Source organism: Komagataeibacter swingsii, from assembly GCF_003207895.1.
Classification (GTDB): Bacteria; Pseudomonadota; Alphaproteobacteria; order Acetobacterales; family Acetobacteraceae; genus Komagataeibacter; species Komagataeibacter swingsii.
Genome location: NZ_NKUB01000002.1, coordinates 16,333 through 29,598 on the forward strand (window position 1 = coordinate 16,333; position 13,266 = coordinate 29,598).

13 protein-coding genes are annotated in these 13,266 nt (G+C 62.7%); 7 read left to right on the forward strand and 6 right to left on the reverse strand.

Annotated features, from left to right (window positions below):
- Window positions 1-23: 23 nt before the first annotated feature.
- Window positions 24-1,079 (reverse strand): NAD(P)-dependent alcohol dehydrogenase, encoded by a 1,056-nt coding sequence (locus CFR76_RS01885; protein ID WP_110555570.1) that lies wholly within the window; start codon window positions 1,077-1,079, stop codon window positions 24-26.
- A 189-nt stretch (window positions 1,080-1,268) separates the two neighbouring features.
- On the reverse strand, window positions 1,269-2,264 hold the full coding sequence (locus tag CFR76_RS18335; RefSeq protein WP_244191727.1) for a hypothetical protein: 996 nt from the start codon (window positions 2,262-2,264) through the stop codon (window positions 1,269-1,271).
- Between the two features lie 204 nt (window positions 2,265-2,468).
- Between CFR76_RS18335 and tmpT the strand changes: the two genes are divergently transcribed.
- Both tmpT and CFR76_RS01900 read left to right on the forward strand, forming a co-directional pair.
- Window positions 2,469-3,107 carry a thiopurine S-methyltransferase gene (gene tmpT, locus CFR76_RS01895; RefSeq protein ID WP_110555571.1) on the forward strand — a complete coding sequence of 213 codons (639 nt, stop codon included), beginning with the start codon at window positions 2,469-2,471 and terminating at the stop codon, window positions 3,105-3,107.
- 97 nt (window positions 3,108-3,204) lie between these two features.
- Window positions 3,205-3,363, forward strand: coding sequence for a hypothetical protein (locus tag CFR76_RS01900; protein WP_244191728.1), 159 nt, complete (start codon window positions 3,205-3,207; stop codon window positions 3,361-3,363).
- 14 nt (window positions 3,364-3,377) lie between these two features.
- Here CFR76_RS01900 and CFR76_RS01905 read toward each other — a convergent pair whose 3' ends face one another.
- Complete coding sequence (locus CFR76_RS01905; protein WP_110555572.1) at window positions 3,378-4,163, reverse strand: alpha/beta fold hydrolase; 786 nt, start codon at window positions 4,161-4,163, stop codon at window positions 3,378-3,380.
- Window positions 4,164-4,449: 286 nt separating this feature from the next.
- Between CFR76_RS01905 and CFR76_RS01910 the strand changes: the two genes are divergently transcribed.
- A complete protein-coding gene (locus CFR76_RS01910) occupies window positions 4,450-6,546 on the forward strand; it encodes an acyltransferase family protein (protein WP_110555573.1) in 2,097 nt (698 codons plus the stop codon).
- Between the two features lie 103 nt (window positions 6,547-6,649).
- Here the strand turns inward: CFR76_RS01910 and CFR76_RS01915 are convergent, their stop codons facing one another.
- The gene (locus CFR76_RS01915) at window positions 6,650-7,846 is read right to left on the reverse strand and encodes an MFS transporter (protein ID WP_110555809.1); all 1,197 of its coding nucleotides are present in this window, start codon (window positions 7,844-7,846) and stop codon (window positions 6,650-6,652) included.
- A 348-nt stretch (window positions 7,847-8,194) separates the two neighbouring features.
- Complete coding sequence (locus CFR76_RS01925) at window positions 8,195-8,917, reverse strand: aspartyl/asparaginyl beta-hydroxylase domain-containing protein (RefSeq protein ID WP_110555575.1); 723 nt, start codon at window positions 8,915-8,917, stop codon at window positions 8,195-8,197.
- Window positions 8,918-9,235: 318 nt separating this feature from the next.
- Here CFR76_RS01925 and CFR76_RS01930 point away from each other — a divergent pair, with 318 nt between their 5' ends.
- Both CFR76_RS01930 and CFR76_RS01935 read left to right on the forward strand, forming a co-directional pair.
- The gene (locus tag CFR76_RS01930; RefSeq protein ID WP_110555576.1) at window positions 9,236-10,273 is read left to right on the forward strand and encodes a Dyp-type peroxidase; all 1,038 of its coding nucleotides are present in this window, start codon (window positions 9,236-9,238) and stop codon (window positions 10,271-10,273) included.
- A gap of 1 nt (window position 10,274) precedes the next feature.
- A complete protein-coding gene (locus tag CFR76_RS01935; protein ID WP_110555577.1) occupies window positions 10,275-11,081 on the forward strand; it encodes a family 1 encapsulin nanocompartment shell protein in 807 nt (268 codons plus the stop codon).
- 65 nt (window positions 11,082-11,146) lie between these two features.
- On the opposite strand, the gene CFR76_RS01940 is transcribed toward CFR76_RS01935, so the two are convergent.
- Window positions 11,147-12,145 (reverse strand): SGNH/GDSL hydrolase family protein, encoded by a 999-nt coding sequence (locus tag CFR76_RS01940; protein WP_110555578.1) that lies wholly within the window; start codon window positions 12,143-12,145, stop codon window positions 11,147-11,149.
- Between the two features lie 364 nt (window positions 12,146-12,509).
- On the opposite strand from CFR76_RS01940, the gene CFR76_RS01945 reads away from it, so the two are divergent.
- Both CFR76_RS01945 and CFR76_RS01950 read left to right on the forward strand, forming a co-directional pair.
- Complete coding sequence (locus CFR76_RS01945; RefSeq protein ID WP_110555810.1) at window positions 12,510-12,713, forward strand: TOBE domain-containing protein; 204 nt, start codon at window positions 12,510-12,512, stop codon at window positions 12,711-12,713.
- Between the two features lie 175 nt (window positions 12,714-12,888).
- A complete protein-coding gene (locus tag CFR76_RS01950; protein ID WP_110555579.1) occupies window positions 12,889-13,209 on the forward strand; it encodes a hypothetical protein in 321 nt (106 codons plus the stop codon).
- Window positions 13,210-13,266: the final 57 nt, after the last annotated feature.

Below are 13,266 nucleotides of genomic sequence, written 5' to 3' on the forward strand. Positions count from 1 at the left end.
GTGATGTTACGCCACGCGGGCGGTCAGGTGGCGGTTGCCCCCGGCATCGTGATCTGCAGCTTTACATCCGTGGGGTCCGCCGACGCCGCGCGTTCAAACGCCGCAACCCCCTGCGTGAATGCAAATGTTCCCGAAATGAGGGGCTTGAGGTCCACCTTGCCCGATGCGATCAGGGCTATGGCGCGTTCATATACGTTGGCGTAGCGGAAAACCGTTTCCATGCGGATTTCCCTGGCCTGCGCGGCCACGATGTCAAAGGGCACCTTTTCCACCGGCATGCCCACGAACACCACCGTACCACCCGGTCGCACGCAGGACAGGACATCGTCATACGCACCGGCAAAGCCACTGGCTTCGAACACCACATCCGCGCCCCAGTCGGCCCCGACATGGCGGGATATGACGTCACGCGGGTTTTCATCACGCACGTTGACCGGCTCGATCCCGTCATAGCGACCGGCGATTTCCAGTTTCGGCGCGGCGATGTCGGTTATGAACACCACCCCCGCCCCGGACGCCAGCGCGGCCAGCGCGGTCATCAGCCCGATCGGCCCGCACCCGGTCACAAGGCAGGTATCACCCGGTTTGATCGCCGCCTTGACGGCCGCCTGCACGCCAATGGCGAACGGCTCGACCATCGCCCCTTCGCCAAAGGAAACGTTGTCGGGCAGGCGATAGGTAAAGGCGGCCGGATGGACCACTTCCGGCATCAGGCAGCCATGGACGGGCGGCGTGGCCCAGAAGGTCACGGCGGGGTCGACATTGTAGATCCCCATGCGCGACGCCCGCGACAGGGGGTCGGGAATGCCCGGCTCCATGCACACGCGATCACCCACTTTCAGGTTTCTGACGCGCGATCCGGTTTCAATGACCGTGCCTGCGGCTTCATGCCCCGGCACCATCGGGTCATTGACGACAAAGGGGCCGATGCGCCCGTGTGTATAGTAATGGACATCACTGCCACAGATGCCGACCGTATGGATCCTGATGCGCACGTCATCAGGCCCCAGTTCCTGTGGCAGGTCGATATTACGGATGGAAAGAACGCCTTGGCGTTCAAGGACCAGAGCTTCCGCCATTTATTGCCTGACGCCCTTCGGGCGCCCCTTCTTTTTGTTTTTGGCGAAATCATATGAAAAGATCGGCAGGCATCACGTCTAGCCCGTCTTTTGCCGGAAAATGATACTTTTTTGACATCCGTGAATTTCCGCCACAAAACGGCGAAACGTCACGCATTCGTGACACCCGGCATCCTGCCTGTCCGGTCCCTATGGTCCCGATATGACAGTATAGTCGGCGGAAAGATGCGCCGGGTCATGGAACGCCGCAATGATATCATTCATGATACGCGCCGCCGTCATCAGCCGGTAATGGATCGGGTCCCAGAACATGTCGCGGTTGCTGACGATCGGGCCGGGAATATCAAAATCGATCACCAGCGTATTGGGCATGCCTGCCGCAACCGACGCCACATGGCGGTGGCAGGCGCTGAACATGGCGTCATACATCGACCCCTGCGGGTTATGCCGGATGGCCTGCACCGGCGGAAACCAGATGATACGTAATGTCGTATCCGGCACGGCATGCAGGATCAGGGGCAGATACATCTGCATGGCCGGGGCGGCCGCCACGGGGGCGGGCGGCGGTGGCATATGGTCCGGCCCCCACTGGGCAAACACCCTGTCAACGCGCGCACGGGTATAGCTGACGTCCGGCCCGACGAAATTGGTGTAGCCGTCTTCCCCGTAATGTTCGTGTCGCAGGCCGGCCTGTAGCATGAATTCATTGGCGGCTTCCTGCAGCGCATACAGGTTGGCCATGTGCAGGTAACCCGTCCACGGGGCGTCCTGATAGATCCAGTCAGGCCACGGTTCCGGGTTCAGCGGTACCTGCTTGGGACCATACAGGCACCATGAGCGGTCGATATCAACCATCAGCACTTTCGGGTCGGGATGGTGGCGCGTGAACTCCCGCAGCAGGCGGTACTGCTCATGGGGCTGGGCGTTGTTCATCGCCATATTCAGGAAATGCGCCCCGAACGGGCCATCCATGACCGCAGGCTGCATCAACCGGCCCGTGGATGTGCCCAGCATGACGGAATCAAACCCTGCCTTTTGCGCCAGCATGGGCATGGTAAAACGCGCGTTGCTTGTCACCGGCACGCGGTGCAGCGGCAAGGACAGGGGCAGCCCGCCCCACGGGTCGACCAGCACCACGAACAGATAGAGGCACCCGCCGGCAACCCCGACCGTGGCCAGAAACACCAGGCAGAATTGATGCCAGACAGGCCTGTTGTGTATCTGCACCGATCCTTCAGTTCCGAACGCGGGGAGGACACGGTGTGGAAACCATAATTCCCCTGCCGGCGCAACCCGGCACGGGCCAGGAACCCGGCTTTCGCGGCGGTGGGGATGGCAGTATCATGAACGCCGTATTGTGTATGAAGCGGATCGGGGGCACACGAGGCGATGGATGAGACCTTCTGGCATGGCAAATGGCAGCGCAACGAAATCGGTTTTCACGAACCACGGCCCAATGCCCTGCTGACCGATCACTTCGCGGCCCTGCATCTGCCTGCCGGCGCGCGGGTCTTTGTACCATTATGCGGCAAAAGCCGCGATATCCACTGGCTGCTTGAACGCGGATATCGGGTCGTGGGCAGCGAATTGAGCCAGATCGCCATAACCCAGCTTTTTTCCGAACTGGGGCTTGCGCCACGCATTTCCCCCGCTGGCCCCCTGGTGCGGTACGAGGCGGGACATCTGTGCGTTTTCGCAGGCAACATCTTCAGCCTGACGCAGGCGGAACTGGGTCATGTTGACGCCGTCTATGACCGCGCGGCGCTTATTGCCCTGCCCGCCCCCGCCCGCGTGGCCTATGCCCGGCATCTCATTGCCCTTACCGACGCGGCGCCTGAACTGGTGGTCAGCATGGACTATGACCAGTCACGCAAGGCGGGGCCGCCATTTTCAGTCGATGAAGGCGCGCTGCGACAGTATTATGGCGATACATTCACCCTGGACCGCGTGGCGCACAGGGCCATACCGGGCGGCCTGAAGGGGGCCTGCCCCGCAACCGAAAGCGTATGGATCATGAAACCGCGCTGATCGGGCAGGAACACGCCCCGGCTCCCGCCACGCGGCGCCATGCCGGGCAAACTTCCCTGCGGCCCACACGTTCTGGCCGCATCCGCAGGAGGTTGCGATGCGCCACGCCATCAGGATTTTCGCCGTCCTCGTCACCCTGTCCGCCACAGGCTGCTACGGCCCCGAACGCCACCACCCCTACCGTGATGAAGATACGGCAGCGGATTACCGCAATCCTCAGCAGCACTGGAGCCGTGGCCCCCATACCGATCACTGAACCGGCTTGCGGGTTCAGGCGGCGCGCAGGAAATGTTCCAGCGTGGCCAGGAACGCCTGCGGCGCCTGCGCATGCACCCAGTGCCCGGCGTCCGGTATGGTTTCCAGCCGGTAATGCGGGAACAGCCTGCGCATGGCGGGGTAGTTGTCGGGCTGGATGTAGCGCGAGCGCCCCCCCGCCACAAACAGGGTTGGCCCGTCATAATGGAGACCGGCCGGAAGGTCGGGCCACCCGATGATGGCAGGCATGGACGCTGCTATTTCCCCCAGCCCGATATTCCAGCGCGGCTTTTCCCCCAGGTCGAGGTTCATCAGCATGAGGTCACGTACGGGTTTTTCGGCAATGACCTGACCCAGCCAGGCATCCGCCCCCGCGCGGTCAAGGAAGCCGGGCAACGGGAGGCCAGCCAGCCTGCGGGCCAGTTCATGGGATTGGGAAAAACCGCCCTCGCCGGGTGCGATATCCACCACCATCAGTGAATGCACATCGGCAGGAAAGCTGAGCGCCAGCATCATCGCGGTCTTTCCCCCCATCGAATGCCCCACCACCGTGGCGGGCAGCGCGTTATGGGTAACCAGTGTTTCATGCACATCCGCCGCAAGGGTCGGGTAGTCCATCGGGCCATGCGGGCTTGCGCCATGATTGCGCAGGTCCAGCGCCAGCGTGCGGCGGCCTGCTGCGATCCGGCGCTGGAAAAAACCGAAATTGCGCGCCCGTCCGAACAACCCGTGCAGGAAGACAACGGGCGGTTGGGACAGGTCGCCGTTTTCGGGGCCAAGTTCGATGGTATTGAGCAACATGGCAGCACAGGCTCCGGTTCTTTCCACGAAATATCCGGGGCATATTAGGGGGATCGGGCCATTCCCGCCTGTCATAATTCTGTGGGGCGGAAGCGTGCATGCAACAGCCTGCCGTATCACGCGCCGCCCTGATGCCGGGTGGCCATAACGGTTTCCATTTATAAATTAATTTATAGACCGCGTGAAACCGACCTCAACCTTTACATTTCATTAACGTTAACAAATCGTGTGGGATCGCAAGATCACCCCAACCTTCTTTCACGCAGCTTCCTGTAGGGTGATCCCCATGAGCCTGAATCTGCACGCCAATTACCGGCGCGATATTGATGGCCTGCGCGCAATCGCGGTAACGGCCGTCGTTCTTTTCCATGCCAGCGTCTATCCTGTACAGTCAGGGTTTGTTGGCGTGGATATTTTCTTTGTTATTTCCGGATTCCTGATTGGCGGTATCGTTTACAGGGATATCGGGCTGGGCACCTTCAGCTTTGCCGGGTTCTACGCCCGGCGCGCCCGGCGTATCCTGCCAGCACTCATGGCCGTCATCGCCGCCGTCATGCTGGCGGGACTGCTGCTTTCCAGCCCGGCGGAACTGCGCCAGACCAGCCTGGGGGCCATCAGCGCGTTACTTGGATGGTCCAACATACTGTTCTGGAAACAGATCAGTTATTTTTCACCCGATGCGCACCTCAACCCGTTCCTCATGACATGGTCGCTGGGGGTCGAGGAGCAGTTTTACCTGTTTTTCCCGCTGCTTTTACTTGTAATCGGCCGGTTGCGGCATGTCGCCGTTCTATGCGTGATCGGGGCGCTGTGCCTCGGGTCGCTGTGCATGGCGCAGTTCGGGCTGGGCAGGTGGCCTGCCGCCGTATTCTACCTGCTGCCCACGCGGGCGTGGGAGATGGGGGCCGGCACGTTCCTTGCCGTGGCAAAATCGAACTATGCCTTGTCCCTTCCCCGCCCCGTCAATCATTTAACTGGTTGGACGGGGCTTTTTCTTGTAGGGCTGTCCATATTCATTTTTAATGAACATACGCCCTTTCCCGGGCTGGCGGCCCTCCTGCCGGTCGGGGGCACGCTGGCGCTGCTGCTGTCGGATGGCAGTTTCGTCAACCGCGCCATCCTGTCCACGCGGCCATTCATATGGATCGGGCGCATTTCCTATTCATGGTATCTGTGGCACTGGCCGCTTATGGCGTTCATCTGGTTGTGTTCGGCACGCGCGCCCTCGCCACTGCTGCTTGCGGGTGCTGGCATCGTGTCACTGGTGCCGGCCGCGCTGTCATGGCGCTATGTCGAACAGCCCTTCCGTCGGGGCGGGGGCAGCAACCCTGTCGTCGTAATCCGGTACGCGGGCAGCCTTGCGCTGGGTGTCAGCATGCTGGCGGCGGTGTTCCTGTCCAATGGGCTGCCCCGGCGTTTTGACCCGGCCCTGGTCATTGCGGAACAGGTGCTGGCGCAGGGACGCGGCGAACCGTGCCTGGCCAATTACGGGGTTTCCAGCCTGAACCTGTCGCCACGCTGCGTGCGCGATACGGGACGCCCGCGCGTCGCCCTGCTGGGGGACAGCCATGCATCCGCGCTTGCCACATCCCTTTCCCACATGGCGGACCAGGCGGGATTTGATTTCGTGCAGTTCACGAAATCCTCCTGCCCGCCCCTGCTGGGGACCACGCGGCTCATGCCCGCCCATCCCGGCCACGCCATGCAGTGCGCGCATTATAACGAACTGGCCTTCGCCGCCGTCATGCACGATCCCCGTGTCCGGACGGTCGTGCTGGCCGGTTACTGGGCCGCGCCCTTTGCCGCTGACGCCGGGCGCGACACCTATACCGACCCGCATGACATGACGGACCATGGCGTGCCCGCCAGCCTTGCCCGGCTGGACATCGCATTACGCAATACAACGCAGGTACTGGTCAATGCGCACAAGCAGGTCGTCGTGCTGGGAGACGTGCCCCAGTTCCGCTTCGATCCCGCCAAGGAAGCCGTGACCGCGTTCATGCCCATGCGCCGGGAAGCCGAGCACGCGCTGGACCCGTCATTCGAGGCCATAGGGGAAATCGCGCCCGCGGGCCTGCTTGTCCTGCCCACGCAACCCGTCGCGGAGCTGGTGCGCCACGCGGTGGCCGGCAGGCAGGACGTTACCTATTTCTCACTGGCTGATGGGCTGTGTTCATCCGCGGGATGCAAATTCCGCGATGGGGACAACCCGTTCTATGTCGATCCGCAGCACCTGTCGCGCGCGGGGGCGGACTTCCTGCTGGCGCGGCTTGACGGGCTGCTGCCCGTCACGGACGAGCGCATGGCGCGGATTGCGGCACAGCCCCCCATTCCCACGACATCGCTGCCCCTGTCCGCGGCGACGCAGGTTGCCATCCACTAGGCAAGCGCCGGAAAAGCCAGCCCGGGCAGAGCGCCCCGTAATCAAGGGGACGTTTTTGACCGGGCTGTTTCCAGACAGTCGCCTGCGTTTTCGCGGGGCGGGGCTATCCTTCCTCATCGGCGGGGATCAGCGCACGGGGAAAAGCGGCGGGATTGAAAAAGGCCAGCATGATGCCCAGCAGCACCATGCCGCAGGACAACGGGACCAGGATGGCAAACCCGCCATGCGACAGGACCTGCCCCCCCATGGCCGACCCCAGCAGGATGCCCGCGTTACACGCGGCATTGATCGCAGCCCCCGCGACATCGGGGCGTGTCGCGCGCGCACGGATCGCACCCGACATGACAAAGGGCACGATGGCAGCATAGCCGATACACCACAGGCCAACAGCCGCAACCGCCATCCAGCCCGACAGGACATGCCCGTACATAAGCCCCATGCCCACCAGCATGGCCAGCCCACTGCCCAGCAATCCGGCGGCGGGCCGGCTGTCAACCACCAGCCCCGCCCCCCACAGGCCAAGGATGCTGAAGCCCCCCGTCAGCAGCAGCGCGATGCTGAGCGCACCCACCGACAGGCCATGCGCCAGTAATAAGGGCGTGATGTATGTGTACAGCAGGTGATGGGAAAGGAAGAACACCGCATCAACCAGTACCACGACAAGGAATATCCGCATGGCCCGGCGGCCGCCGATCGTGGGCAGCCCTTCGCGGACCTGCACCGACGACGTGACCGGCGGCAGGAAAAACGCGATACAGACCGTCAGCACCACCGCCAGCACGGTCATGACGCCCATGGCCACGCGCCACCCCGCCAGATGCCCGATCGCCGCCGCCCCCGGCATACCCAGGATCATGCCCAGCGATGTCCCGCCATAGACGAATGAAATGGCCCGTCCCGTCATGTTCTGCGGCACGAGGCGGGCGGCATAGGCGGCGGCGATGGACATGAGCAGCGCATGCGCCATCCCCCCGATCAGGCGCCCCGCGCACAGGACCAGGAAGGTCGGCGCCACCGTCACCGCAAGGTTGGACACGACATAACCCAGCAGGGACACAAGCACGAGCCGCTTGCGGTCGATATGCGCCGTCATGATCGTAAGCGGCACGGCCCCCAGCATGACCATCAGCGCAAAGGCGCTGACGGACAACCCTGCCTGCCCTTCGGGAATATGGAAGGCCCGCGCCATTTCAATCAGGATGCCCACGGGGGCGACCTCACTGGTCAGGGCGGTGAACGTACAGGCGAACAGGGCGCACAGCCCGATCACGGCGCCTGTTGGAAGGGTCTTGAACAGCATGATGACCTGCTCTGGGTTGCGTGCGCCATATGTCACGACAGCGATTTTCCGCTGCCTTTTGGCACTTTCCGCACCCCTGTGGAATAGGCGTATTTTCCGTTTTGGCCTTTTGGCGGAACAAAATTTTCACGGGGACATCACTGCGGGAAAAACCGGCCCGAAAACCCGCCGGATACCCGGTGGAAAATGCTGTTTTCCCGGTTGACCCGCTCCCGCAACCCATGGCGCCCGGTGTGCGGCGACCCCATGCCGGCCGTCACCTTCGCGGCGACAGGCGTATCCTGCGCGCGGCATGGCATGTCCCAGCCCCGCGAATGGACCACGGGGCGGCAATGGGGGCTGCGGCAGTTATGGCTGGCGTTTGTCCAGGTTTTTGCGGATATCCTGGACAAAGCGCGAATAGCGCACGCCCAGAAAGAAAACATCCATCAGCAGGCGCGCGGGCCAGCGACAGGGACGCCTGACCTGGACCAGCAGGACATAACGGGTGTCGGCCGTGTTGTTCCACACTTCGTGGTTGTAGGTATCGTCAAACAGTATCGACCGGCCTTCCGTCCATGGACAGACATACAGCCTTTCGCCTTCCTCGAACTGGATCCAGCAGTTTTCGCGGTCAGCGGGAACATGCAGCGCCAGGTGATAGGTCAGCATGCCCTTGGTCATGCCCCGGTGGCGGGGGATATGGCAGCCTGCCTCCAGCACGGAAAGGCTGGCGGTGCATAAATTGGGTATCCGGTCGATCAGCGCCGCGGTGGTCGGCATGCGCGCCCGGTTTTCCTGCCGCCTGTAACCGTACCCTTCCAGAAAGAAGGAATGCCAGCGGCGGTCGGCGGCAATGCGCCCGTGATCGGGCGATATGTCCCCAAGGGACGGGATGTCGGTCGCCGTTATCTGCAGCGCCTCGTCTCGTATTCTTTCCCAGTTCCGTTCCAGGTCGCGCGCCCACTGCATGATGTGGGGATCGAAAAGGGCCTGGTCCGGCAGGAGGGAAAACCGCATGATGAAGGCATCCACCCTGTCACGCAGGTTCCTGGTCAGATGATAGATGGTCTTCCTTTTCACCACATGCATTTCCCTGAACTGGACTGAGGCGCGGGAATATATTTCAGCCGATAATGCATGAAAATCCCTTCCGCCCCCTTCGCCCGCATGGCAGCCTTTCGGGCCGTGGGGCGCAACATGCCCGCACGATTGCGCGAAACCACATGCCAACGCCCGGACAGCGTTCAGGAATGCGCCCGGATCATGCCACGGCCGAACATGGGGCGAAATCATCACGGCGGCCCTTTTGCTGGCGGCGCGAAGTGTATAGCATCCTGTTCCGACAGCAGACCTACGCCGCGCCGGGCCTGCCGCGTGTTCCTCATGGCGCCATGCAGGGAGTAAGGCGTGCCTTCAGCTACACCACAGCCCGTTGACACCACATTGACCAGCGCCGCGATTTTCCTGATCTTCACGCTGGCCCCCGATGGCGGGGATGATGGGGCCACCTTGCGTGGCCTGTATGGCGACCTGTCCGCGCTGGCGCGCGGGGTGGGTTTCCGCATTCCCGACGGGCGGCTGTCCTGTGTCGCGGGGATCGGGTCGGATGCGTGGGAACGTGTTTTCAAGGGACCGAAACCAAAGGAACTGCACCCCTTCCGCGCCATCCATGGGGTGCATGAAGCCCCTGCCACCCCCGGTGACCTGATGTTCCACATCCGTGCGACGCGCATGGACCTGTGTTTTGAACTGGCGGCCGCCATCACCGCCCGGCTGGACGGCGTTGCGCGGGTGGTGGATGAAGTCCACGGGTTCAGGTATTTCGATGCCCGTGACCTGCTGGGCTTTGTCGATGGCACGGAAAACCCGGTCAACCAGGCCGCGACCGACGCCACCGTGATTGGTGGGGAAGACCCCGATTTTGCGGGCGGCAGTTACGTCATCATCCAGAAATACCTGCATGACCTGAAAAAATGGGACGCCATTCCCGTCGAGCAGCAGGAAAGGATCATCGGCCGCAAGAAGCTGTCGGACATTGAACTGCCCGAGGCGGCCAAGCCCAGCTACGCCCATAACGTCCTGACCAATATCGAGGAAAATGGCGAGCAGTTGCAGATCGTGCGCGACAACATGCCCTTTGGCGAAGTGGGCAAGGGTGAATTCGGAACCTACTTCATAGGCTACGCAAAGACCCCCACCCGTGTGGAACGGATGCTGGACAACATGTTCATTGGCAACCCGCCGGGCAATTACGACCGCCTGCTGGATGTCAGCCGCGCGGTGACGGGCGTGCTGTTTTTCATTCCCACTGCCGATTTCCTTGACGCCGCCCCCACATATGGCGATGCGGCCGCACCTGCGGACAGCCCTGAAAACGCACCAGCCCGCCCGCCCGCCACGCCCAATGATTCGCTTGGCATCGGGTCACTGAAGGAAGAAGCCTGACATGGACAACCTGCACCGCAACCTTGCCCCAATTTCCGACGCCGCATGGGCGGATATCGAACAGGAGGCATCCCGCACGCTGCGGCGCTACCTTGCCGGCCGCCGTGTCGTGGACGTGCCCGAAGCCCGTGGCGTCGGCCTTGCCGCCGTGGATACCGGCCATACCGCCCGTATCGACAGCCCGGCGGACGGCGTGCGGGCGCTGCAGCGCAAGGTCCTGGCGCTGGTGGAACTGCGCGTCCCCTTCTCACTCAGCCGCGATGCGATTGACGATGTGGAACGCGGGGCGCTGGATTCCGACTGGCAGCCGCTGAAGGACGCGGCAAGGAAAATCGCCTATGCCGAGGACCGCGCGATATTCGACGGCTATGCCGCAGCCGGAATCCGGGGGATCGGGCAGGATACATCCAACGGCCAGTTCTCGCTGCCCGCATCCCCCCGCGACTATCCCGCCATCATTGCCAATGGCCTGAATGAACTGCGGATCGCGGGCGTAAACGGCCCCTATTCGGTCGTGCTGGGCGCGCGCGCTTTTGCCGCCGTAAGCGGCGGGAGCGAGGACGGCTACCCGGTCCTGCGCCACCTTGAACGGATGATCGAGGGCAGGATCATCTGCGCCCCGGCCATCGAAGGGGCCTATATCCTGTCCACCCGTGGCGGTGATTTTGAACTGGATATCGGGCAGGACGTCTCCATCGGCTACAGCAGCCATTCCGCCACATCGGTGGAGCTGTACCTGCAGGAAAGCTTCACCTTCCGCGTGCTGACGACCGAAGCCTCGGTCGTGATAAGGCATGCTGGCGCGTAACCTGCGCCCAGGCCCCAGCACCCATGGGCAGGCGCCATTCGCGGATGCCGGGTAACGCGCCCCGGCTACCTGGGCATGGCCAGCGGCCCGTCGGGTGGCGTGCAGCCATGCGGGCCGCAGCGTAGCGCCTTCATCATGGCGGCGGCGACAAGACCATGCGCCCTGCCGGTGGGGTGGATTTCATCCCACCACAGATGGGTGTCGGGCCGGGCGCAGGCCTTGCGTGGCTGGGGTAGCGTGACCTGGCACGGCGTTGTCACGTCACGGATATGATAACGGGCGGCGTCATGGATGATCGCGTCCGTTGCCGCCTTCCATGAAAACCAGCCGATCGTGGCATTGCCCGCCTGTACCGCAGGCAGCAGGGCCGTACGCAACTGCTGGTCGAAATCCGTTTCAAACTGCCGGGCCTGCGCCACGGCTGCCGCGCTGGCCGATACCGCCGGGATCGTATCCAGCCCATAACTTCCAAAAACCATGAAATGGCGCGCCCCGTGCCGGATCAGGAGCATGGTGGCATCAGCCACGTCGGTTGCACAGGCAAATGCCATGTCCGGCAGGGAAACCGGCGTTGAATAATCCATTTTCTGCAGGAAATCGTTCGCGGACGCCCCAAGGACATAAAGGGCATCCGGGTCCACCCTACGGTTTGTCGCAATGAAGGACAGGACCTGCGCGCGCAATCCCGTGTCGCGCCATCCGTCCAGCCATGCAAAGTAATTGCCGCTGCCACACCGCGCACCACCCACGGCAAGGTTGGTCAGCCCGACCCCAAGCTTCCGGGCCAGGTATTCCACCGCCGTCGGGCCGTTGCTCCACCGGCCATGCCAGTACTCCATGCTGGCCGGGGCGGCAGGCAGGGGAACCGCACCCGTAATCCGCGCGCGTATGGCGTCACCCGATATGGCTTCAGCCGCACCATCATCACTGTAGCTGTCGCCAAAAACGTACAGATGGCTGTACCCGGTGGATCGCGCCCATCCCATATGGGGCATGCAGCCTGCCGCCATAAACGCGGCAAAGGCCACCATGGCAGCCATTTTTACGGTCTTGGGTATCTTCATGTCCTATCCAGCCCGGGCCGCGCCCCTGTCACCACAGGGTCATTGTACGTTCCCTGGCCGGAACAAGACAACCCCGTTCCCCTGCCATGCGGCATTATGTGACTGCCCTGCAACCGCCCGCGCCCTGAACGGCACCATGTTTCCATGGCCGGTCACCTGTCATCCGCCCCTGACCCTGTCCCTGCCACGGGCCTGAATGCCACCGCCAGCATTGACGGGCATGGCCTGCACCGGATCAGGCATGCGGCGTGACGGGCGGCGGCACGATGGTGCCCCGGCAGGCCCCGCTACAGGACATGGTTTGATTTTCCGCCCGTTTCGTGATTACAGCCAGTATGGCGACACCGTAAAGGAAAGACAGACCATGAAGATCAGCGCACGTAACCAGATCGCAGGCCGGATCACGTCCATCACCAAGGGCGCGACCACATCCCATGTCAGCATCGATATTGGCGGTTCCGTCATCACCGCCTCGATTACCAATGAAGCGGTCGCCGACCTGAAGCTGAAGGTTGGCGAGCATGCGACCGCCATCATCAAGGCGTCCGATGTCATGGTGGGCGTGTAAGGCCACGCTGGCGGTCGCCGCCCATCCGCAAGGGCGGATGGCGACCGCCTTTTTACCGACACGCACGGTCCCTGACCGGCAAGATACCATTACAATAAAGACAGGATCAAAACACAGGCCAGCCACATTGGGCGCGTAGGCTGCGATCATTCAACCTTTGAGGTAATGCCCCCCTGTGACCCTGAAAATCGTATTCCCCGGCATATTCGCCCTGCTGGCGATCGCCGCCTGTGTCCCGGCACAGGCTAGGTCGTACCATATCCACATTCCCGCAACCAGCCGCCACGTGCAGGAAATCAACACGGAAATGGGCTATATACGCGGCCATGCCGCCGTCATGCCAACCGACAGCAGCGCGTATCGCAACATGGACGCCAAATGCGCCGGACGCGGGCTGAACAGCGTCACCACGCAAAGCGCGACGGTTGGCATCAACAGGTCATCACGTCGTAATTTCTATACGCAATGCATGATCGAAAGCGGCGTGTGGCGATAGCACGCGGGGACTGGCGCACCGGAATCCGGCCGGATATCGTAACGGGCAGACAGGCTG